We start from the raw sequence: 19,624 nt of genomic DNA, 5'->3' as shown, positions 1-19,624 counted from the left end.
TCCGTGAGTGAACCGCGAATAGCCAGTCCTGCCCCCGTCCCGACGACTCCGACGACCGCCACGACTCCCGCCTCCCCCCTCCCCTCCCCGTCCTCTCCCCCGGCGGGCCTGACGCCGCTGGGGCTGGCGACCGTGCTGCTCGGGGCGGCGCTGCCGTTCCTGGACTTCTTCATCGTCAACGTCGCTCTGCCGACGATCGGGCGCGACCTGGACGCCGGCCCGGCGCTCCTGGAAATGGTCGTCGGCGGCTACGGCGTCGCCTACGCGGTGCTACTGGTGCTCGGCGGGCGGCTGGGCGACATGGTGGGCCGGCGCCGGCTGTTCCTGTGGGGTACGGCCGCCTTCGGGGTGACGTCCGTGGCCTGCGGTCTGGCGCCGGACGCCTGGACGCTGGTGGTGGCGCGGGTGGCGCAGGGCGCGGCGTCGGCGCTGATGCTGCCGCAGGTGCTGGCGACGATCCAGGCGACGACCAGCGGCACCCGGCGCACCAAGGCGCTGAGCCTGTACAGCGGCACGGCCGGGGTGGTGAGCGCGGTCGGGCAGGTGCTCGGCGGGGTGCTGGTCTCGGTCGACCTGCTGGGCACGGGCTGGCGGTCGATCTTCCTGATCAACGCGCCGGTCGCGGTGGTGGCCCTGGTGCTCGCGGTGCGTTCGGTGCCGGAGACGCGCTCGGAGAACCCCACGCGGGTGGACTGGTGGGGCACGGTCCTGCTGTCGGTGTCCCTGGTGTCGCTGCTGGTGCCGCTGACGGAGGGCCGCTCCACGGGCTGGCCGCTGTGGTCGTGGGTGCTGCTGGCGGTGTTCCCGTGCGCGGCCGCCGCGTTCGTGCTGGTGGAGCTGCGCGAGGAGCGGGCGGGGCGGATGCCGCTGGTGCCGCCGTCGCTGCTGCGGGTGCACGCGGTGCGCAGCGGGCTGACGCTGATCGTGCCGTTCTCCATCGGCTGGGGCGGCTTCATGTTCGTCCTGGCGGTGGCCCTGCAGGAGGGGCTGCGGCTGGGCCCGATGGCGGCGGGGCTGGCCCTGGTCCCGATGTGCGTGACCTTCTTCGCCGGTTCGCTGGCCGGCCCCCGGCTGGCGGTGCGCTACGGGCGGCGGCTGGCGACGGCCGGGGCGCTGATCCAGGGGGCGGGGCTGGCCGTGGTGGCGGCGACCTTCTGGTTCGGCTGGAACGACGGGCTGGGCGCGCTGGGCCTGGCGCCGGGGCTCGCGATCCAGGGGCTGGGCCAGGGAATCCTGATGCCGCTGACGATCCGGCTCGTGCTGAGCGAGGTGCCGGTGGACCGGGCCGGAGTGGGCAGCGGGGTGCTGGTGACCACGCAGCAGGCGTTCATGGCGCTGGGCGTGGCCACGCTCGGCTCGCTGTTCCTGTCGCTGGCGCCGGGGTCGGGGATGCGGGACGCGCTGGCGATCACATTGGGGGTGCAGCTGGTGGCGGTGGCGGCGACCGTGCTGCTGACGTTCCGGCTGCCGCGCGGGGTGCGCTAGCCCCAGGGAAGGGTCAAACATGGAATGACAGATATTGAAATCTGTCATTCCATGTGGCATCGTTTTTGGTGTACCCCCGGCTCCCTCCCCTCCCCCAAGGAGTTCCCGTGCTGCACCGCCCCCTCGGCACCACCGGACCCCAGGTCTCCGCCCTCGGCCTCGGCTGCATGGGCATGTCCGCCCTCTACGGCGAGGCCGACCGCGCCGAGTCGATCGCCACCATCCACGCGGCCCTCGACGCCGGCGTCACGCTGCTGGACACCGGCGACTTCTACGCCATGGGCCACAACGAGATGCTCATCGGCGAGGCCCTGCGCTCGGCCCCGGCCGGCACGCGCGAGCAGGCGCTCACCAGCGTCAAGTTCGGCGCCCTGCGCGACCCGGACGGCGGCTGGTCCGGCTACGACGGCCGCCCCGCGGCCGTGAAGAACTTCGCCGCCTACTCGCTGCAGCGCCTCGGCGTCGACCACATCGACGTCTACCGCATCGCCCGCGTCGACCCCGGCGTCCCGATCGAGGAGACCGTCGGCGCCATCGCCGAGCTGGTCGAGGCCGGCCACGTCCGCCACATCGGCCTGTCCGAGGCCGGCGCGGACACCATCCGCCGGGCCGCGTCCGTCGCCCCGATCGCGGACCTGCAGATCGAGTACTCCCTGATCTCGCGCGGCATCGAGGAGCAGATCCTGCCGACCTGCCGTGAGCTGGGCATCGGCGTCACCGCGTACGGCGTGCTCTCGCGCGGCCTGATCAGCGGCCACTTCACCCGCGACCGGCAGCTCGCCGCGAACGACTTCCGCGGCATGAGCCCGCGCTTCCAGGGCGAGAACCTCCAGCGCAACCTCGACCTCGTCGACGCGCTGCGCAAGGTCGCCGACGAGCGGGGCGCCAGCGTCGCCCAGACCGCGATCGCCTGGGTCCTCTCGCGCGGCGAGGACATCGTCCCCCTGGTCGGCGCCCGCCGCCGCGACCGCCTCTACGAGGCCCTCGGCGCCCTCGACCTCCACCTGGACGCCGACGCCCTGACCGCCATCGAAAAGGCCGTCCCCGCAAACGCCGCAGCCGGCGCCCGCTACCCGGCAGACCAAATGGCCCACCTGGACAGCGAGCACTGAGACCTGTTGTGGGCAATCGTTCCGCAAGGCGGAACGGGTGGGCACAACGGACCACCGGCCCGCAGCCGAACGCAAGCGGATGCCGGGTACGGTCATACAAACCCCGCCCCGAAGGGAACCGCACCCGCGATGCCGCCCGAACCGCTGACTCCAACCCGCATCCTCGAAGCCACCGAGGACGTGCTGCGCCGCTTCGGCCCCGCCAAGGCCACCGTGGTCGACGTCGCACGCGCGCTCGGCGTCAGCCACGGCAGCGTCTACCGCCACTTCGGCAGCAAGGCCGCCCTGCGGGAAGCCGTCACCGAGCGCTGGCTGGACCAGTCGCACGCCGAACTCTCCGCCCTGGCCGACGCAGGGGGCCCGGCCGCGTCCCGGCTCCGCGACTGGCTCGCCGCACTCTTCGCCGCCAAGCGCCGCAAGGCGGGCGACGACCCCGAACTGTTCGCGACCTACATGGTCCTGGTCGGCGAGAACAGCGGCACCGTCGAGCGGCACATCGAGACGATGATCGGCCAGCTGGCCGGCATCGTGGCGGCCGGCGTGGACGGGGGCGAGTTCGCCGCGACCGACCCGGCGACGGCGGCCCGGGCCGTCTGGGACGCGACCAACCGCTTCCACGACCCCGCGTACGCGGCGGAGTGGTCGCAGCCCGGCATCGACGCGGCGTTCGACGCGGTGTGCGGCCTCGTGCTGCGGGGCCTGCGCGCGTAGGCGGTGGCCCCGGGCCCCGTCAGCCCACGCCCAGGAAGCGCAGGACCGCCAGCACCCGCCGGTGGTCCGCGTCCGCCTTCGGCAGGTCGAGCTTCGCCAGGATGCTGTTGATGTGCTTGGCGACGGCGCTCTCGCTGACGACCAGGTGCTGGGCGATCCCGGCGTTCGAGCGCCCCTCCGCCATCGAGGCCAGCACGTCGCGCTCACGCGGCGTCAGCCGGTCCAGCGGATCGCTGTGCCGGCGCATCAGCAGCTGCGAGACCACCTGCGGGTCGAGGGCCGTACCGCCCGCGGCGACCCGGCGCAGGGCGTCGATGAACTCCTCGACGTCGGCGACGCGTTGCTTGAGCAGATACCCGAAGCCGGCCGTCTCGCCGGTCAACAGGTCGGTGGCGTACCGCTCCTCCACGTACTGCGACAGCAGCAGCACCGCCACCTCCGGCCGGCGCGCACGGAGGTCGAGCGCGGCCCGTACCCCCTCGTCCGTGTAGCCGGGCGGCATCCGGACGTCGAGCACGGCGAGGTCGGGGCGGTGCAGTTCGACCGCGGCCAGCAACGCCTCCGCGTCACCGGTCTCCGCGACCACCTCGAATCCGGCCGTCTCCAGGACCTTCACCAGGCCCACACGGAGCAGGACGGAATCCTCGGCGATCACGGCGCGCACGGCAGCTCCACGGTGACTACGGTCGGGCCCCCCACGGGGCTGCTGATCGAGAACGTGCCGTCGACCGACGCGACGCGCTTGGCGAGCCCCGCCAGCCCGGTACCGCCCGAGGGGTCGGCTCCGCCCACGCCGTCGTCGGAGACGACGAGGAGAAGTATCCCCCCGAAGCGTTCGACCGTGACGTCGGCCCTCGACGCCTGTGCGTGCTTTACCACGTTGGCGAGCGCCTCGGAGACGACGAAGTAGGCCACCGCCTCGATCGTGGGCGCGGGCCGTGACGGCAGATCCACCGTCAGCCGCACCGGCAGCGGCGCCCGTTCGGCGATGCCCGACAGCGCGGCGTCGAGGCCGCGGTCCTCCAGCACCGCCGGGTGCAGGCCGCGCACGAGGTCCTGCAGCTCGGCGATGGCCTCCTTGGCCTCGCGGTGCGCCTCGTCGATCACCTTGCGGGCGTCGTCGGGCAGATCGGGCATCGTGACCTTGGCCAGCCCCAGGTTGACCGCCAGCGACACCAGTCGCTGCTGGGCGCCGTCGTGCAGGTCCCGTTCGATGCGCCGCCGCTCGGCGTCGGCCGCGTCCACGACGCCGGCGCGGCTCTCGGTGACCTCCTCCACCCGGCGCTCCAGCTGTTCCGCGCGGCTGGGCCCCAGGCGCCGGGTCGCGGCCCGGACGTCGAGCCGGGCCAGCGCGCCGGACAGCCACGCCGAGGCGTACAGCCCGGCGAGCCCGGCGGCGCTCACGTACGCGGCCTGCACCGCGTAGCCGGCCTGCCCCAGCCGCGTCTCGGGCGGCAGCGCCCACACCCATACGTAGACGGTCGCCGCCACTCCCGAGGCCGCCCCCAGCGTCAGTACGCACGCGGCCCCCAGGGCGACCGCCGGCCCCGCCACCAGGTGGTACCCCAGCTGCCGCCAGGACCAGGACCGCCCGGCCGCCGGTATCTCCACCCCGAGCCGTCCCCGGAACCGCGCCCGCTGCATCCGCGTCAGCACGGGGCAGGCGGCCCCGAGAACACCCCCCATCCCGACCACGGCCGCCAGACAACTCAGCGCCCTCGTCGGCCCCCCGTTCAGCCACGGCAGCGCCAGCACGAGCAGCCCGCCGAGCTGGACGAGCACACCGGTGGCGAGAAAGGCGACGGAACGGCCGACGCCGTCGAAGGGGCGCCGGAGGGGGGTGGGGATTCGCATGGGTCACACGCTATGTGCCCAGGTCAGCGGCGCGGAATGGCACTGGCTCCCGTTCCGGGGTGCAAGCAGCACCACCGGTTGTCAGTGGCCGCGACTACGCTGCGTAGCGCCACACTTACTCACGCGAGGAGCCATGTGAGCCACGCAGACTTCAAGGAGCTGTGCAGGATTCTCGAGCAGGTCGACGCCGGCCTCCCGGACGGCTACCGCACGGAGATCATCGGGGGAAAGATCGTCGTGACACCGTGGTCCAAGGCCAGCTACACCCTCATCGTCGAGGAACTCATCCAGCAACTGCGCCCGCATACGCCCAAAGGTCACAGGGCGTGGTGCCGCCCCTATCTTTACCGGTTCGACGGACAGTCCCGGGCCTATGGCCCGGACCTTCACATCGCCGACACGGAGGCGGTGCACGTCGACAGCATCTTCCTGCCGGGAGGGGCACTGTCCCTCGTTGGTGAATTGGCATGTGCCTTGACAGCAGATGTCGATCGAGGCGAGAAGACGGAGGCGTACGGCAAGGCCGGTGTGCCCGTCTATGTACTCGTCGACATGCTGAAGGACACGGTCACCGTGCACTCCGACCCGTCGGACCACGGCTACCGCACCAGCACCCGAATCGAATTCGGCGGAACGGTGCACATCCCCGCCCCCTTCGACTGCGAGCTCGACACCACCGGCTGGCAAGCCTGAACAACCGAGGGCCCCGGCACCGCTGATGCAGCGGTACCGGGGCCCTCGGTCAAGCGTCAGCCGACCGGCGTCAGCAGCCCAGCAGGCGGCTGGCCAGGTAGCCCTCGATCTGGTCGAGCGAAACCCGCTCCTGCTTCATCGTGTCGCGCTCGCGCACGGTCACCGCGTTGTCCTCGAGGGTGTCGAAGTCCACGGTGACGCAGAACGGCGTGCCGATCTCGTCCTGGCGACGGTAGCGGCGACCGATCGCACCGGCGTCGTCGAAGTCGATGTTCCAGTTCTTGCGCAGGTCCGCCGCCAGGCCCTTGGCCTTCGGCGACAGCTCCGGGTTGCGCGAGAGCGGCAGAACGGCGACCTTGACCGGGGCCAGGCGCGGGTCGAGGCGCAGCACCGTGCGCTTCTCCAGCTTGCCCTTGGCGTTGGGGGCCTCGTCCTCGACGTACGCGTCGAGCAGGAAGGCGAGCATGGCGCGGCCGACACCGGCGGCGGGCTCGATGACGTAGGGGGTCCAGCGCTCGCCGGCCTCCTGGTCGAAGAACGACAGGTCCTGGCCGGAGGCCTTCGCGTGCGCGCCGAGGTCGTAGTCGGTGCGGTTCGCGACGCCCTCGAGCTCGCCCCACTCGTTGCCGCCGAACTGGAAGCGGTACTCGATGTCAGCGGTGCGCTTGGAGTAGTGGGAGAGCTTCTCCTTCGGGTGCTCGTACCACCGCATGTTCTCCTCGCGCAGGCCGAGACCGGTGTACCAGTTCCAGCGCTGCTCCATCCAGTACTCCTGCCACTGCTCGTCCTCGCCCGGCTTGACGAAGAACTCCATCTCCATCTGCTCGAACTCGCGGGTGCGGAAGATGAAGTTGCCCGGCGTGATCTCGTTGCGGAAGGACTTGCCCATCTGGGCGATGCCGAAGGGGGGCTTCTTCCGGGAGGTCTGCTGGACCTGGGCGAAGTTGGTGAAGATGCCCTGGGCGGTCTCGGGGCGCAGGTAGGCGACCGAGCCGGAGTCCTGGGTGGGGCCGAGGTGGGTGGAGAGCAGGCCGGAGAACTGCTTGGGCTCGGTGAACTGACCCTTGTTGCCGCAGTTGGGGCAGTTGATGTCGGCCAGGCCGTTCTCGGGCAGGCGGCCGTGCTTGGCCTCGTACGCCTCTTCCAGGTGGTCCGCGCGGTAGCGCTTGTGGCAGGAGGTGCACTCGGTCAGCGGGTCGCTGAAGGTGGCGACGTGACCGGAGGCCACCCAGACCTCGGAGGCCAGGATCACCGACGAGTCGATACCGACGACGTCCTCGCGCGAGGTGACCATGTAGCGCCACCACTGGCGCTTGAGGTTCTCCTTGAGCTCCACGCCCAGCGGTCCGTAATCCCAGGCGGCACGCTGGCCGCCGTAGATCTCACTGCACGGAAAAACAAAGCCACGGCGCTTGCTCAGGCTGACGATGGTGTCGATCTTGTCGGCGGCCACGGTGCTCTCTTCATTGCGACGACGAACAGCGAATGGTTCAGGTTACCGGCGCTGTACCCCCTCTCATCAAATCGGCTCTGGCCTTGGCTTGACCCTTCCAGCCAGACCAGGACGACCCGGGCCGCTGTTGACAATCGTTTCCACTTTTGTTGAAAATGAGTGTCATGAACGTACGTCCGATCCGTCCCCTTCGCCCCCGCCGCCGAATAACCACCGCCGCCGTCGCCCTCGCCGCGTCGCTGGGCCTGGTCACCCTCTCGGCCTGCTCCGCCGAGGGCGGATCCGGCCGGACCAAGGACGGGAAGCTGCAGGTCGTGGCGTCGTTCTACCCGATGGAGTATCTGGCGAAGGAGATCGGCGGCGACCACGTCAAGGTCACCGGCCTGACCAAGCCGGGCGTCGAGCCGCACGACCTGGAGCTCACCCCCAAGCAGACCGGCTCGCTCGCCGACGCGGGCGCGATCGTCTACCTCAAGGGCGTGCAGCCCGCCGTGGACGAGGCGATCAAGCAGTCCGGAAACAAGCACGCCGTCGACGCGGCATCCCTGACCCAGCTGGAGAAGCACGGCACCGAGGTCGGCGGGCACGAGCACGGCGAGGACGAGCACGGCGACGAGCACGGCCACGAGGGCCACGACCACGACGCGGCCGGCGGCGACCCCCACATCTGGCTGGACCCGGTGAAGTACGCCGAGGTCGCCAAGGGCGTCGCCAAGGCCTTCGCCGAGGCCGACCCCGACCACAAGGGTGACTTCGAGAAGAACACCGACGCGCTGGTGCAGAAGCTGGACGCGCTGCACCTGAAGTTCAAGGACGGGCTGAAGAACCGCGCCTCGGACACCTTCATCACCACCCACGCGGCCTTCGGCTACCTGGCCGAGCGCTACGGCCTGACCGAGGAGGCCATCGCCGGCCTCGACCCCGAGTCCGAGCCCAGCGCCGCCCGCATGAAGGACCTGCACAAGCTCGCCAAGGACCACCACGTCGGCACGGTCTTCTTCGAGACCCTCGCCAGCCCCGGCACGGCGAAGACGCTGGCCAAGGACCTGGACCTGAAGACGGACGTACTCGACCCCATCGAGGGCATCACGGACGACTCCAAGGGCCGCGACTACATCGAGGTCATGGAGTCCAACCTCACCGCCCTGCGCAAGGCACTCGGCACCAAGTGAGCGCACCTGAGGAGGCAGACATGGAGCAGCCCGTCATATCCCTGCGCGGGGCCACGGCCTCGCTGGGCTCCCGCCCGGTGCTGCGCGGCGTCGACCTGAGCGTCCGGCGCGGCGAGGTCGTCGCCCTGCTGGGCGCCAACGGCTCCGGCAAGTCCACGGCCGTACGGGCCATCGTCGGACAGGTCCCGCTGACCGGCGGCGAGCTGGAGCTCTTCGGCTCCCCGCAGCGCCGCTTCCGCGACTGGGCCCGCGTCGGCTACGTACCGCAGCGCACCACCGCCGCCAGCGGGGTGCCCGCGACCGTCCGCGAGGTCGTCTCGGCCGGCCGGCTGGCCCGGACGAAGCTGGGCCCGACCCGCAAGGCGGACCGGGAGGCCGTGGTCGCGGCGCTGGAGCTGGTCGGCATGGCGGACCGGCTCAAGGACTCCGTGAGCGCCCTCTCCGGCGGCCAGCACCAGCGGGTGCTGATCGCCCGCGCGCTGGCCGTCGAGCCCGAACTGCTGATCATGGACGAGCCCATGGCGGGCGTGGACCTCGCCAGCCAGGAGGTCCTCGCCGCCGCCCTGCGCGAGCAGGTGGCCCGCGGCGTCACGGTCCTGCTCGTCCTGCACGAGCTGGGCCCGCTGGAGCCCCTCATCGACCGCGCGGTCGTGCTGCGCGACGGCTGCGTCGTCCACGACGGCGCCCCGCCCAAGGCCGTGGGCCAGCACGCGCTGCCCGGCCACGACCACGTACACCCGCACGCCGACCCGGCCGCGGAACCGATCCGAACGGGGCTGCTGAGCTGATGGAGATCCTCGAACTCGCCTTCATGCAGCGGGCGCTGCTCGCCGCGCTCCTCGTGGGCATCACCGCCCCCGCCATCGGCATCTACCTCGTCCAGCGCCGCCAGGCGCTGATGGGCGACGGCATCGGCCACGTCGCCCTCACCGGCGTCGGCCTCGGCTTCCTCCTCAACACCAGCCCGGTGTGGGTGGCCACGGCCGTCTGCGTGATCGGCGCCGTGGCGATGGAGCTGATCCGCTCCTACGGCAAGGCGCGCGGCGACATCGCCCTCGCCATGCTCTTCTACGGCGGCATGGCCGGCGGCGTGATGCTGATGAGCCTGTCCCCCAACGGCTCCAACGCCAACCTCACCAGCTACCTCTTCGGGTCGATCACCACGGTCTCCCAGGAGGACATCGTGGCGATCTGCCTGCTGGCGGCGTTCGTGATCCTGACCACGGTCGGCCTGCGCAAGCAGCTGTTCGCGATCTGCCAGGACGAGGAGTTCGCCCGCGTCACCGGCCTGCCGGTGCGGCTGCTGAACCTCCTGGTCGCCGTCACCGCCGCCGTGACCGTCACCGTCGCCATGCGCGTGGTCGGCCTGCTGCTGGTCAGCGCCCTGATGGTGATCCCCGTAGCAGCCTCCCAGCAGATCGCCCGCAGCTTCGCGACGACCTTCGCCATGGCGGTGACCGTCGGCGTGCTGGTGACCCTTTCGGGCACCGCCACGTCCTACTACGTGGACGTGCCCTCCGGTGCGACGATCGTGCTGATGGCCATCGGCGTCTTCATCGCCCTGACCCTGCTGGCCACGCCGCTGGCGAGGAAACGGGCGGACAGGGCGGCCGCCGCCGAGCGCTGCACCCTCGCCGAGCCGGACGCGCCCACGGCCGCCGACGACGTCCGGGTCTGACGGGCGGCCGGGCGGGCCCCGGCCGCCGGGCCTGGCACAATTGGCGTGGCAACACGTGAGTTAGGTGTTCAGGCGAGCTTGAGGAGGCAACTGTGGCGACCGCCGGTCCCCCGGTACGCGGCCGGGCCACCAAGCAGCGGGCCGCGGTCGCGGCCGCGCTCGACGAGGTGGACGAGTTCCGCAGCGCGCAGGAGCTCCACGACATGCTCAGGCACCGCGGTGCCTCGGTCGGTCTGACCACCGTCTACCGCACCCTGCAGTCCCTCGCCGACGCCGGCGAGGTCGACGTCCTGCGCACCAGCGAGGGCGAGGCGGTCTACCGCCGCTGCTCCAGCGGACACCACCACCACCTGGTGTGCCGCCTGTGCGGCAAGGCCGTCGAGGTGGAGGGCCCGGCCGTCGAGAAGTGGGCCGACTCCATCGCCGAGGAGCACGGCTTCGTCGACGTCGCCCACACCATCGAGATCTTCGGTACGTGCGGGGAGTGCGCGGCCAAGCGCTGACCCGATGTACGTCACTGCCCCGGGAGCCGGACGGCTCCCGGGGCAGTGACGTATGCGCTGACGTGTGCGCGGTCCTAGACGCGCGCCAGATGCGCGTCCAGCAGGGCACGGAGGCGGTCGACGTCGCCGGGGGCGGCGAGAGCGCGCTTGGGCAGGATGCTCATGCACCCGCCGCGCTTGTCGGCGCTCAGCAGCACGAAGACGTCGCCCCGCTCGACGTAGCGGCCGAAGAGCGGCCACGCCATCCGCTGCGACGACTGCGCCGACGCGCCGGACAGTCCCCCGGCGTCCACCGTCGTACGCATCCGCCCCTGCAGCCGCGCCGTCTTGTGGAAGGCACGGGCCTGCACAACCGGCATGACAAGGATCAGCAGCACCATCACCGCGCCGACCGCCAGGGCGATCCAGTCCTTGAGCTCCACCCCGGCGGGCCCGTTCGGGGCGATGAGGGCGGTCGCGAAGAGCGCGTAGCCGACGGGCAGCAGGACCCTCTGCAACCGTGCGCTGCGCACGGCCCGGGTGCGGCCCTGCAGTCCGGACCGGATGTCGGCGGGCGTCAGCTCGTACTCGAACGTCAGCGAGTCCGCCGCCAGGCCGGGAGGGACCGTCTCGCTCACGCGCCGCCTTCCTCGACCGCGTTCGGGATCGCCCCGCCGAAGCGGCGGTCGCGCGAGGCGTACTCCAGGCAGGCGCGCCACAGGTCGCGGCGGTCGAAGTCCGGCCACAGGACGTCCTGGAAGACCATCTCGGCGTAGGCGCTCTGCCAGATCAGGTAGTTGGACGTGCGCTGCTCGCCGGAGGGGCGCAGGAAGAGGTCCACGTCCGGCATGTCCGGGTAGTAGAGGTACTTCGCGAAGGTCTTCTCCGAGACCTTCGACGGGTCGAGCCGGCCCGCCTTCACATCGGCCGCCAGCGCCTGCGCCGCGTCCGCGATCTCCGCGCGCCCGCCGTAGTTCATGCAGAAGTACAGCGTGAGCTTGTCGTTGTCCTTGGTCTGCTCCTGGGCGATCTGGAGCTCCTTGGCCACCGACCGCCACAGTTTGGGCATACGGCCCACCCAGCGGACCCGGATGCCGAGTTCGTCGAGCTGATCGCGGGTCTTGCGGATGAAGTCGCGGTTGAAGTTCATCAGGAAGCGCACCTCGTCGGGCGAGCGCCGCCAGTTCTCGGTGGAGAAGGCGTAGAGGGCGATGCTGCCGACGCCCATCTCGATCGCGCCCTGCAGGACGTCCAGCACGCGCTCGGCACCGACCTTGTGGCCCTCGGTGCGCGGCAGGCCGCGCTCCTTGGCCCAGCGGCCGTTGCCGTCCATGACGATCGCCACGTGGTTCGGGACGAGCTCACCGGGGATCTTGGGCGGCCGGGCGCCGGAGGGGTGCGGGTCGGGGGTGCGGTACTCGCGTCGGGAACGGCCCAGAATCCCGCGTACAGCCATGGGTGCCACTTCTCCTTGATCCCTGGTTTCGCTTACTTCTCGACGTACCGGAGCGAGCGAAGACCCCGCTCCAGATGCCAGTGCAGATACGCCGCCACGAGCGCGCTGCCCTCCCGGACGTACCGCGCCTCGCAGGCGTCCGCGGTCGCCCAGTCCCCGGTCAGCAGCGCGCTGAGGAGCCCGATCGACTCCGAGGAGGGTACGACGCTTCCGGGCACCCGGCACTCACCGCAGACCACACCGCCGGCGGCCGCCGAGAAGAACCGGTTCGGCCCGGGCATGCCGCACTTCGCACACGCGTCGAAACTGGGCGCGTAGCCGTTGACGGCGAGCGAGCGCAGCAGGAACGCGTCGAGGATGAGGTGCGGGGCGTGCTCCCCCGCGGCGAGCGTCCGCAGCCCGCCGACGAGCAGCAGGTACTGCTGCACGGCGGGCTCGCCCTCGTGGTCGGTGAACCGCTCGGCGGTCTCCAGCATGGCGGTGCCGGCGGTGTAGCGGGCGTAGTCGGTGACGATCCCGCCACCGTACGGAGCGATGGTCTCGCTCTGTGTGCACAGCGGCAGGCTGCGCCCGACCAGCTCGCTGCCGCGCGCGAAGAACTGCACGTCGACGTGCGAGAACGGCTCCAGCCGCGCCCCGAACTTCGACTTCGTGCGCCGCACCCCGCGCGCCACGGCGCGCACGCGGCCGTGGCCGCGCGTGAGGATCGTGATGATGCGGTCCGCTTCGCCCAGCTTCTGGGTGCGCAGCACGATGCCGTCGTCGCGGAAGAGGCTCATCGCCCGCCCCCACGGGTGCCCGGCCGGGGGTACGGGGGTTGTCCCCCGGGAGAGTGCAGCATGGGGTCATTCTCGCGTACCCGCGGGACGGCGCGGACCGGCCTGTGGCAGGGGGGAACAACCGACTCCGGACGCAGGCAGAATATGCGCCATGTCGATCACGCTTTCGCCTGTGAGAACCCGGTGAGCGCGCGCCGCCGTCATCGGCCGCGCCGCACGCGCTGGCCGGTCATCGCCACCGCCGCGCTGGGTGCCGTCCTGATCCTCGCCGCGGTGTTCCTGCTGTCCGTCACCGTGCCCGGCAAGCGCACCGACGCGCGGACCTTCGCGACGGCGGCCGCGTGCCTGCCGGACGAGACGCCCCGGGAGTGCCGCAAGCCGGTCGAGGTCGTCGTGAAGAAGAAGGCGACCGAGGCCGAGGGCAGGACGCAGCACCACTGGCTCACCCTCGCCGAGCCCGGCGGGGCCTCCCGCCGCGTCGACATGAACGGACCGTCGTCGGTCTTCGGAGCCGTCTCGCCCGGCGACCGGGTGACCGCGACGTACTGGCGGCTGGAAGTGCGCGCCGTCGACTTCCACGGCAGGCGGCAGTTCACGGCGGACGAGCCGAAGGAGGCCTACCGCCTGCCGTTCGCCGCCGCCCTGGGGCTGCTCGCCCTGGGCGGAACGCTCCTGTGGACCTCCGTGCGGGCGGGCTTCCGCACCGGCCGCGGCCGGGCGCTGCGCTCCTGGGAGATCGCCCTTCCCGCGCTCGCGGGGGCCTGGCTGTCGGCCGTCGGCTTCGGGGCGCCCCTGCTGACGGACGCGGTGTCGACGGCCCTGGTGTTCGCCGCCGCCGGCGCGCTGCCCGTCGTGCTCGGCACCGTGTGGCGCGTCAAGGTGCTGCGGCAGCGGCGGCCGGAGAGCAAGCGGAGGGCCGCCCGGGCCGCCGCCCAGGAGACCTCCGCCGCCTAGGGGCCGCCGCGGCCCCTACGACGGCATCCGGGCCGCCGCCAGCAGCCGGTCCGTGTCCTCGGGGCACAGCAGCAGCGCCCGCCCCACCGTGGCCAGCACCTCCCGCTCCGCGGGCCGGTAGGGGCCGTCCGCCAGGGCGATGCGGGCGCCCTGCAGCAGGATCGACTCCCGGCCTGCGGGGGCCAGGTGCGGGGCGAGGGGCTCCAGGGCCTCGTGGAGCTCGATGGCCAGGGCCGTGCCGCAGGGGTCGAAGCCGTCGCGGCCCACGGCCTCCGGCGGCGTCGCGTACCGCCCCGGAAGGCGGCCCGTGTCCGCGGCGAGGGCCTCGATGAGGGTGACCAGCTGCTCCTCGCTGCAGTCGGCGAAGCCGGCCGCCCGCACCGCCCCGACCGCGGCCCGGCGCACCGTACGGGCCTCCGTGCCGCCGGCGGCCAGGACCGCCAGGGCCACCGTGTGCACGGCGTCGCGGAGCATCGCGGAGAAGCGGGTCGTGGTGGGGTGGTCGAGGACGTCCATCGCGAACCGGCCCCGGCAGGCCGTGCATTCGACGATGGGTCCCACCGGCCCGCGCGGCAGCAGCGGCACCCCGAAGGCGACCAGGCGTCGGCGGCCCGTGCGGCGGTGGTAGTTGCGGTCGCCGCCGCATCCCGGGCAGAAGAACTCGCCGTCCCCGACCGTGCGCCATACGGTGCGTACGCCCACCACGCACCGGTCCGGGCTGTGTCGGCCTTGCGCGTGCATCACGGCGCACCTCCATAACGCCACGGCCTGGTCGCCGCGTTGACGTGATGTTAGCCACATCGGTGATGCGGCGTCAGTACCCCGGGCGCCGAGTTCGGGCGGCTGCTGGCCCGCCGCGCCACCGAGCCCACCGGAAGCGGTGTTCTCGGTGGCGCGAAATTGACGGCGGAGCCGCCCGGGGCCCCCGAAGGGGCCGTCAGTCAGCCTCGGTACGCGCGGTTCACCGCCGACACGACCGCCTTGATCGAGGCGCGGGTCGTGTTGGCGTCGATACCGATGCCCCACAGCACCTTGCCGTCGATCACGCACTCGATGTACGACGCGGCCTGGGCGCTGGCGCCCTCGCTCATCGTGTGTTCGGTGTAGTCCAGCAGGCGGGCGTCGACCCCGGCGCCGGCGAGCGCGTCGAAGAAGGCCGAGATCGGACCGTTGCCGGTGCCCGTGAGGACCGTCTCCGTGCCGTCCACCGAGGCCTCGACGGTCAGCGCGTCGGTGCCCTCGCTGGTGGTGGAGGTCTGCGTGGAGCGCAGGATGATGCGGCCCCACGGGTTGTCGGGCGTGGGCAGGTACTCGTCCTGGAAGACCGACCAGATCTCCTGCGGGGTGACCTCGCCGCCCTCGGCGTCGGTCTTGGTCTGGATGATCTTCGAGAACTCGATCTGCATCCGGCGCGGCAGGTCCAGCTTGTGGTCGTTCTTCAGGACGTAGGCGATGCCGCCCTTGCCGGACTGCGAGTTGACGCGGATGACGGCCTCGTACGAACGGCCGACGTCCTTGGGGTCGATGGGCAGGTAGGGAACGGCCCACTCGATGTCGTCGACGGTCTTCCCGGCGGCGGCCGCCTCGGTCGCCATCGCCTCGAAGCCCTTCTTGATGGCGTCCTGGTGGGAGCCGGAGAAGGCGGTGTAGACCAGGTCGCCCGCGTAGGGGTGGCGCGGGTGGACCTCCATCTGGCTGCAGTACTCGGCGGTCCGGCGGACCTCGTCGATCTGCGAGAAGTCGATCTGCGGGTCGACACCCTGGGAGAAGAGGTTCATGCCCAGGGTGACCAGGTCGACGTTGCCGGTGCGCTCGCCCTGGCCGAACAGGCAGCCCTCGACGCGGTCGGCGCCGGCCATGACGGCCAGCTCGGCGGCGGCGACGGCGGTGCCCCGGTCGTTGTGCGGGTGGGCGGACAGGCAGACGAACTCGCGCCGCGACAGGTTCCGCGACATCCACTCGAAGCGGTCCGCGTGCGTGGAGGGGGTGGACCGCTCGACGGTGGCCGGCAGGTTAAGGATGATCTCGCGGCCGGCCTCGGGCTGCCAGACGTCCATGACGCCCTCGCAGACCTCCAGCGCGAAGTCCAGCTCGGTGTCGGTGAAGATCTCCGGGCTGTACTGGTAGCCGAAGACCGTGCCGTCGCCGAGGATCTTGTCGGCGTACTCCATGACCAGCCGCGTGCCGTCCACCGCGATCTGCTTGACCTGCTCGCGCGAGCCCCGGAAGACCACGCGGCGGAAGACGGGGGCCGTGGCGTTGTAGAGGTGGACCGTGGCCCGGTGCGCGCCGCGCAGGGACTCCACCGTGCGCTCGATCAGCTCCTCGCGCGCCTGGGTGAGGACGGAGATCGTCACGTCCTCGGGGATGGCGCCCTCTTCGATGATCGACCGCACGAAGTCGAAGTCGGTGGCCCCGGAGGAGGGGAAGCCGACCTCGATCTCCTTGTAGCCCATGCGCACCAGCAGGTCGAACATCTCGCGCTTGCGGGCGGGCGACATGGGGTCGATCAGCGCCTGGTTGCCGTCGCGCAGGTCGGTCGACAGCCAGCGGGGCGCGGCGGTGATGCGCTGGTCCGGCCAGCTGCGGCCGGCCAGGTCCACGGCGTCGTACGGGCGGTACTTGTGGACCGGCATTCCGGACGGCCGCTGGGTGACGGTGGCCGCGGTGACGGGCGTGGGACGGCCTACGGAGGGGTGGATCTCGGGCATCTGCGGAGGGCTCCTCGGTGATCCGCGCGATACGGCCGACGGGCTTCTTTCCTGGCGTTGGGCAACACCGAACTCCGCGGGGAGGGGGTCGGCCTACGTCTACAGGCCCTCGCCGCGGCAGCTAAGAAGAAGCAGCACGTCACGCATGATGCACAGCAGACTACGCGAGGCCAGGGAGGGGCTGTAGGGGCGTTCCAGCATGCGGGATGGGGCGCCTCCGGCTGTGGCCGGTAAAGGAACCTCGCCACTCGTTTGTGTTAATCACTGCACCGGGCCATGACAAGGCGGGGGGCCGGTGCCAGATTGCCGCCATGGACGACGCAATGAAGTCAGAGAAGACGGTTTTCTGCACGATCGTGCCGCCGCACGTCCTGGACAGGCTCTCCCAGGCCGAGGACCCCCGGCTCTACGAGCCCGCCCGCCGCACCCTGGAGCACGACGGCGTGCTGCGTACCCGCCGCCGCGTCACCGCGGCCCGTGCGTTCGCGGACTCGTCCGCCGGCACGCCCTCCGACACGCCGCAGCGCACGATCTACGACGCCGGGCACCGGGAGACGCTGCCGGGCAAGAAGGTGCACGCCGAGGGCGACGCCCCCGCCAAGGACGCGACGGTCAACCGCGCCCACGCCGGGCTCGGAGCCACCTTCGACCTCTTCTTCAAGGTCTACGGCCGGCACTCGATCGACGACTGCGGACTGCCGCTGGACGCCACCGTCCACTACGGGGAGGGCTACTGCAACGCCTTCTGGGACGGCGAGCGGATGGTCTTCGGCGACGGGGACAACGACACGTTCGTCGACTTCACCGTCGCCGTGGACGTCATCGGCCACGAGCTGACCCACGGCGTCGTCCAGCACACCGCGAACCTCGAGTACTACGGCCAGTCCGGCGCGCTCAACGAGTCCTGCGCGGACGTCTTCGGCTCGCTGATCAAGCAGTACGCGCTCGGGCAGAGCGCCGACCAGGCCGACTGGCTGATCGGGCAGGGGCTGCTGGGCCCGGGCGTGGACGAAGGCACGGCCCTGCGCTCGATGAAGGCGCCGGGCACCGCCTACGACGACGACGTCCTCGGCAAGGACCCCCAGCCCGCCACCATGGCGGACTACGTCCGCACCAACCGCGACAACGGCGGCGTGCACATCAACTCCGGCATCCCCAACCACGCCTTCTACCTGCTGGCCACCGACCTCGGCGGCAACGCCTGGGAGCGCGCCGGGAAGATCTGGTACGCCACGCTCACCGGCGGCGAGCTGTCCTCGGACGCCGACTTCGCCGAGTTCGCCCGGCTGACGGTGGCCTCGGCGCGCTCGCTGTTCGGCGAGGGGGACGAGCTCCAGGCCGTCCTCAAGGCGTGGAGCCAGGTGGGGGTCCCCACCGCGTAAGGACCCGTAGTCCGCAGCCGACAGGGTAGGGATGACGCCATGCGTATCGTCATCACCCGAACCGGCGGTTTCGCCGGCATCGAGCGCCGGGCCGAGCTGGAGACCTGCGGCCGGCCCGACGCCACGCACCTGGAGGCCCTGGCCCACCGCGCCCTCGCGCCGGGCCGGGAGACTCCGGCGAGGGGCGTGCCGGACGGCTTCCACTACGAGATCAAGGTGGACGGCCGCTCGGTCCACGCGGCGGACCCGCACCTCACCGAGGACCAGCGCGAACTGATCCGGACCGTCCTGAAGGAAGGCGCGTAGAGGGGCAGCCGCAGGGGGTCAGAACCCGAGCTTCCGCAACTGCTTCGGGTCCCGCTGCCAGTCCTTGGCGACCTTCACATGCAGGTCCAGGTAGACCGGCGTACCCAGCAGCGCCTCGATGTGCTTGCGGGACTTCATACCGACCTCCTTCAGGCGGGCGCCCTTGGGGCCGATGATGATGCCCTTCTGGCTGGGCCGCTCGATGTAGACGTTGGCGTGGATGTCCAGCAGCGGCTTGTCCTTGGGCCGGTCCTCGCGCGGCAGCATCTCCTCGACCACGACCGCGATCGAGTGGGGCAGCTCGTCGCGGACGCCCTCCAGCGCCGCCTCGCGGATCAGCTCGGCGACCATGACCTGCTCGGGCTCGTCGGTGAGGTCGCCCTCGGGGTACAGCGGCGGGCTCTCGGGCAGCAGCGGGGCGATCAGGTCGGCCAGCAGGGAGACCTGCTTGTCGCCGACGGCCGAGACCGGGACGATCTGCGCCCACTGGATGCCGAGCTCCTCGCCCAGCTGCTGGATGGCGATCAGCTGCTCGGCGAGCTGCTTGGAGTCGACCAGGTCCGTCTTGGTGACGATCGCGATCTTCGGGGTCTTCTTGATCCCCGCGAGTTCCTTGGCGATGAACTTGTCGCCCGGGCCGAGCTTCTGGTCGGCCGGCAGGCAGAAGCCGATCACGTCGACCTCGGCCCAGGTGGTGCGCACGACGTCGTTGAGCCGCTCGCCCAGCAGGGTGCGCGGCTTGTGCAGACCGGGGGTGTCCACCAGGACGAGCTGGGCGTCCGGGCGGTGCACGATGCCGCGCACGGTGTGGCGGGTGGTCTGCGGGCGGTTGGAGGTGATCGCGACCTTCGTCCCCACCAGTGCGTTGGTCAGGGTCGACTTGCCCGCGTTGGGGCGGCCGACGAAGCACGCGAAGCCCGCGCGGTGGGGGGCCTGGGAGGGGGAGGAGGCGTTGTCCATGCCTCATATTCTCCCCGATCGTCCGGCCCCCGCCGACCAGCGGCTTCAGCCCGCGGTGACGACCGGGCCCGGGGTGCCGTCCGGACCCGCGAGCAGCACGGGGGTGTCCGGGCCGCCCAGGTCCCGTACGGCCGCCCGGTCCGCGTCGGGCACGGCCGTCTCCGCGGATACCACGGCCGCCGCCTCCAGGGACTTCGCGCCGCTGGCCACGGCCATCGCCACGGCCGTCCGCAGGGCGCTCAGCCGCAGCGAGTCGAGCGCCACGGTCCCGGCGACGTACGTACGGCCCGTCTCGTCGCGGACCGCCGCGCCCTCGGGGACGGCGTTGCGGGCCCGGGCGGCGCGGGCGAGGGTGATGAGCTTGCGGTCTTCGGGGTCCAGCGTCTCCGTCATACCGGGAGCATAGGTGCGGCCGCGCCGGGCCCCCGAGGGCACC

At 71.6% G+C, this 19,624-nt stretch carries 21 protein-coding genes; 11 read left to right on the top strand and 10 right to left on the bottom strand.

The window, feature by feature from the left end:
* The first annotated feature begins 3 nt into the window (after positions 1 to 3).
* The 3 genes from ACIGXW_RS21105 to ACIGXW_RS21095 all read left to right on the top strand — a co-directional run bounded on the left by ACIGXW_RS21105 (position 4) and on the right by ACIGXW_RS21095 (position 3,308).
* On the top strand, positions 4 to 1,485 hold the full coding sequence (locus tag ACIGXW_RS21105; protein WP_399574411.1) for an MFS transporter: 1,482 nt from the start codon (positions 4 to 6) through the stop codon (positions 1,483 to 1,485).
* Between the two features lie 107 nt (positions 1,486 to 1,592).
* Positions 1,593 to 2,597: an aldo/keto reductase gene (locus tag ACIGXW_RS21100; protein ID WP_399574410.1), complete on the top strand. Its 1,005-nt coding sequence runs from the start codon at positions 1,593 to 1,595 to the stop codon at positions 2,595 to 2,597.
* A 129-nt stretch (positions 2,598 to 2,726) separates the two neighbouring features.
* The gene (locus ACIGXW_RS21095; RefSeq protein ID WP_399574409.1) at positions 2,727 to 3,308 is read left to right on the top strand and encodes a TetR family transcriptional regulator; all 582 of its coding nucleotides are present in this window, start codon (positions 2,727 to 2,729) and stop codon (positions 3,306 to 3,308) included.
* Between the two features lie 19 nt (positions 3,309 to 3,327).
* On the opposite strand, the gene ACIGXW_RS21090 is transcribed toward ACIGXW_RS21095, so the two are convergent.
* Together ACIGXW_RS21090 and ACIGXW_RS21085 are read right to left on the bottom strand one after the other, a co-directional pair.
* Positions 3,328 to 3,972 carry a response regulator transcription factor gene (locus tag ACIGXW_RS21090; protein ID WP_071966720.1) on the bottom strand — a complete coding sequence of 215 codons (645 nt, stop codon included), beginning with the start codon at positions 3,970 to 3,972 and terminating at the stop codon, positions 3,328 to 3,330.
* On the bottom strand, positions 3,960 to 5,162 hold the full coding sequence (locus tag ACIGXW_RS21085; protein WP_399574408.1) for a histidine kinase: 1,203 nt from the start codon (positions 5,160 to 5,162) through the stop codon (positions 3,960 to 3,962). Before ACIGXW_RS21085 ends, ACIGXW_RS21090 begins: the two co-directional genes overlap by 13 nt.
* A gap of 135 nt (positions 5,163 to 5,297) precedes the next feature.
* On the opposite strand from ACIGXW_RS21085, the gene ACIGXW_RS21080 reads away from it, so the two are divergent.
* Positions 5,298 to 5,855: a Uma2 family endonuclease gene (locus tag ACIGXW_RS21080; protein WP_399574407.1), complete on the top strand. Its 558-nt coding sequence runs from the start codon at positions 5,298 to 5,300 to the stop codon at positions 5,853 to 5,855.
* A 70-nt stretch (positions 5,856 to 5,925) separates the two neighbouring features.
* Here the strand turns inward: ACIGXW_RS21080 and ACIGXW_RS21075 are convergent, their stop codons facing one another.
* Complete coding sequence (locus ACIGXW_RS21075) at positions 5,926 to 7,308, bottom strand: glycine--tRNA ligase (protein WP_225659874.1); 1,383 nt, start codon at positions 7,306 to 7,308, stop codon at positions 5,926 to 5,928.
* A 164-nt stretch (positions 7,309 to 7,472) separates the two neighbouring features.
* Here ACIGXW_RS21075 and ACIGXW_RS21070 point away from each other — a divergent pair, with 164 nt between their 5' ends.
* From ACIGXW_RS21070 to ACIGXW_RS21055, 4 genes are all read left to right on the top strand, one after another.
* On the top strand, positions 7,473 to 8,480 hold the full coding sequence (locus ACIGXW_RS21070; protein WP_399574406.1) for a metal ABC transporter substrate-binding protein: 1,008 nt from the start codon (positions 7,473 to 7,475) through the stop codon (positions 8,478 to 8,480).
* A 20-nt stretch (positions 8,481 to 8,500) separates the two neighbouring features.
* A complete protein-coding gene (locus ACIGXW_RS21065; protein ID WP_399574405.1) occupies positions 8,501 to 9,268 on the top strand; it encodes a metal ABC transporter ATP-binding protein in 768 nt (255 codons plus the stop codon).
* Complete coding sequence (locus ACIGXW_RS21060) at positions 9,268 to 10,158, top strand: metal ABC transporter permease (protein WP_071966600.1); 891 nt, start codon at positions 9,268 to 9,270, stop codon at positions 10,156 to 10,158. Before ACIGXW_RS21065 ends, ACIGXW_RS21060 begins: the two co-directional genes overlap by 1 nt.
* Positions 10,159 to 10,250: 92 nt before the next feature.
* Positions 10,251 to 10,661 (top strand): Fur family transcriptional regulator, encoded by a 411-nt coding sequence (locus tag ACIGXW_RS21055; RefSeq protein WP_071966599.1) that lies wholly within the window; start codon positions 10,251 to 10,253, stop codon positions 10,659 to 10,661.
* Between the two features lie 74 nt (positions 10,662 to 10,735).
* Here ACIGXW_RS21055 and ACIGXW_RS21050 read toward each other — a convergent pair whose 3' ends face one another.
* The 3 genes from ACIGXW_RS21050 to recO are packed head-to-tail and all read right to left on the bottom strand — an operon-like array spanning position 10,736 to position 12,875.
* Positions 10,736 to 11,278: a YcxB family protein gene (locus tag ACIGXW_RS21050; protein ID WP_399574404.1), complete on the bottom strand. Its 543-nt coding sequence runs from the start codon at positions 11,276 to 11,278 to the stop codon at positions 10,736 to 10,738.
* Positions 11,275 to 12,096, bottom strand: a complete 822-nt coding sequence (locus ACIGXW_RS21045; RefSeq protein WP_399574403.1) for an isoprenyl transferase — start codon at positions 12,094 to 12,096, stop codon at positions 11,275 to 11,277. The genes ACIGXW_RS21050 and ACIGXW_RS21045 overlap by 4 nt, the downstream gene beginning before the upstream one ends.
* Before the next feature lie 32 nt (positions 12,097 to 12,128).
* Positions 12,129 to 12,875 (bottom strand): DNA repair protein RecO, encoded by a 747-nt coding sequence (recO, locus tag ACIGXW_RS21040; RefSeq protein ID WP_071966596.1) that lies wholly within the window; start codon positions 12,873 to 12,875, stop codon positions 12,129 to 12,131.
* A gap of 183 nt (positions 12,876 to 13,058) precedes the next feature.
* On the opposite strand from recO, the gene ACIGXW_RS21035 reads away from it, so the two are divergent.
* A complete protein-coding gene (locus ACIGXW_RS21035) occupies positions 13,059 to 13,829 on the top strand; it encodes a hypothetical protein (protein WP_399574402.1) in 771 nt (256 codons plus the stop codon).
* Between the two features lie 15 nt (positions 13,830 to 13,844).
* Here the strand turns inward: ACIGXW_RS21035 and ACIGXW_RS21030 are convergent, their stop codons facing one another.
* Together ACIGXW_RS21030 and leuA are read right to left on the bottom strand one after the other, a co-directional pair.
* Positions 13,845 to 14,570 (bottom strand): TerB family tellurite resistance protein, encoded by a 726-nt coding sequence (locus tag ACIGXW_RS21030; RefSeq protein WP_071966594.1) that lies wholly within the window; start codon positions 14,568 to 14,570, stop codon positions 13,845 to 13,847.
* 200 nt (positions 14,571 to 14,770) lie between these two features.
* Entirely contained in the window at positions 14,771 to 16,540 is a 1,770-nt protein-coding gene (leuA, locus tag ACIGXW_RS21025; protein ID WP_399574401.1) for a 2-isopropylmalate synthase, read from the bottom strand.
* Positions 16,541 to 16,863: 323 nt separating this feature from the next.
* Here leuA and ACIGXW_RS21020 point away from each other — a divergent pair, with 323 nt between their 5' ends.
* Entirely contained in the window at positions 16,864 to 17,922 is a 1,059-nt protein-coding gene (locus tag ACIGXW_RS21020; RefSeq protein ID WP_399574400.1) for a M4 family metallopeptidase, read from the top strand.
* Between the two features lie 39 nt (positions 17,923 to 17,961).
* Complete coding sequence (locus ACIGXW_RS21015) at positions 17,962 to 18,228, top strand: protealysin inhibitor emfourin (protein ID WP_399574399.1); 267 nt, start codon at positions 17,962 to 17,964, stop codon at positions 18,226 to 18,228.
* A gap of 18 nt (positions 18,229 to 18,246) precedes the next feature.
* On the opposite strand, the gene era is transcribed toward ACIGXW_RS21015, so the two are convergent.
* Positions 18,247 to 19,188, bottom strand: a complete 942-nt coding sequence (gene era, locus ACIGXW_RS21010) for a GTPase Era (protein WP_071966590.1) — start codon at positions 19,186 to 19,188, stop codon at positions 18,247 to 18,249.
* A 45-nt stretch (positions 19,189 to 19,233) separates the two neighbouring features.
* On the bottom strand, positions 19,234 to 19,581 hold the full coding sequence (locus ACIGXW_RS21005) for a cytidine deaminase (RefSeq protein WP_071966719.1): 348 nt from the start codon (positions 19,579 to 19,581) through the stop codon (positions 19,234 to 19,236).
* Positions 19,582 to 19,624 lie beyond the last annotated feature (43 nt).

This window comes from Streptomyces sp. NPDC053079 (genome assembly GCF_044546695.1).
In the GTDB taxonomy this organism is placed as follows: domain Bacteria; phylum Actinomycetota; class Actinomycetes; order Streptomycetales; family Streptomycetaceae; genus Streptomyces.
This window is presented reverse-complemented; position numbering and strand designations above follow the sequence as displayed.

Bases quoted from the DNA above. Each gene is read 5' to 3' on its own strand.
- ACIGXW_RS21030 (WP_071966594.1), bottom strand. From the start codon at position 14,570: ATGCACGCGCAAGGCCGACACAGCCCGGACCGGTGCGTGGTGGGCGTA.
- ACIGXW_RS21015 (WP_399574399.1), top strand. From the start codon at position 17,962: ATGCGTATCGTCATCACCCGAACCGGCGGTTTCGCCGGCATCGAGCGC.
- ACIGXW_RS21065 (WP_399574405.1), top strand. From the start codon at position 8,501: ATGGAGCAGCCCGTCATATCCCTGCGCGGGGCCACGGCCTCGCTGGGC.
- ACIGXW_RS21045 (WP_399574403.1), bottom strand. From the start codon at position 12,096: ATGGCTGTACGCGGGATTCTGGGCCGTTCCCGACGCGAGTACCGCACC.
- ACIGXW_RS21005 (WP_071966719.1), bottom strand. From the start codon at position 19,581: ATGACGGAGACGCTGGACCCCGAAGACCGCAAGCTCATCACCCTCGCC.
- ACIGXW_RS21060 (WP_071966600.1), top strand. From the start codon at position 9,268: ATGGAGATCCTCGAACTCGCCTTCATGCAGCGGGCGCTGCTCGCCGCG.
- ACIGXW_RS21070 (WP_399574406.1), top strand. From the start codon at position 7,473: ATGAACGTACGTCCGATCCGTCCCCTTCGCCCCCGCCGCCGAATAACC.
- ACIGXW_RS21020 (WP_399574400.1), top strand. From the start codon at position 16,864: ATGAAGTCAGAGAAGACGGTTTTCTGCACGATCGTGCCGCCGCACGTC.
- leuA (WP_399574401.1), bottom strand. From the start codon at position 16,540: ATGCCCGAGATCCACCCCTCCGTAGGCCGTCCCACGCCCGTCACCGCG.
- era (WP_071966590.1), bottom strand. From the start codon at position 19,188: ATGGACAACGCCTCCTCCCCCTCCCAGGCCCCCCACCGCGCGGGCTTC.
- ACIGXW_RS21085 (WP_399574408.1), bottom strand. From the start codon at position 5,162: ATGCGAATCCCCACCCCCCTCCGGCGCCCCTTCGACGGCGTCGGCCGT.
- ACIGXW_RS21095 (WP_399574409.1), top strand. From the start codon at position 2,727: ATGCCGCCCGAACCGCTGACTCCAACCCGCATCCTCGAAGCCACCGAG.
- recO (WP_071966596.1), bottom strand. From the start codon at position 12,875: ATGAGCCTCTTCCGCGACGACGGCATCGTGCTGCGCACCCAGAAGCTG.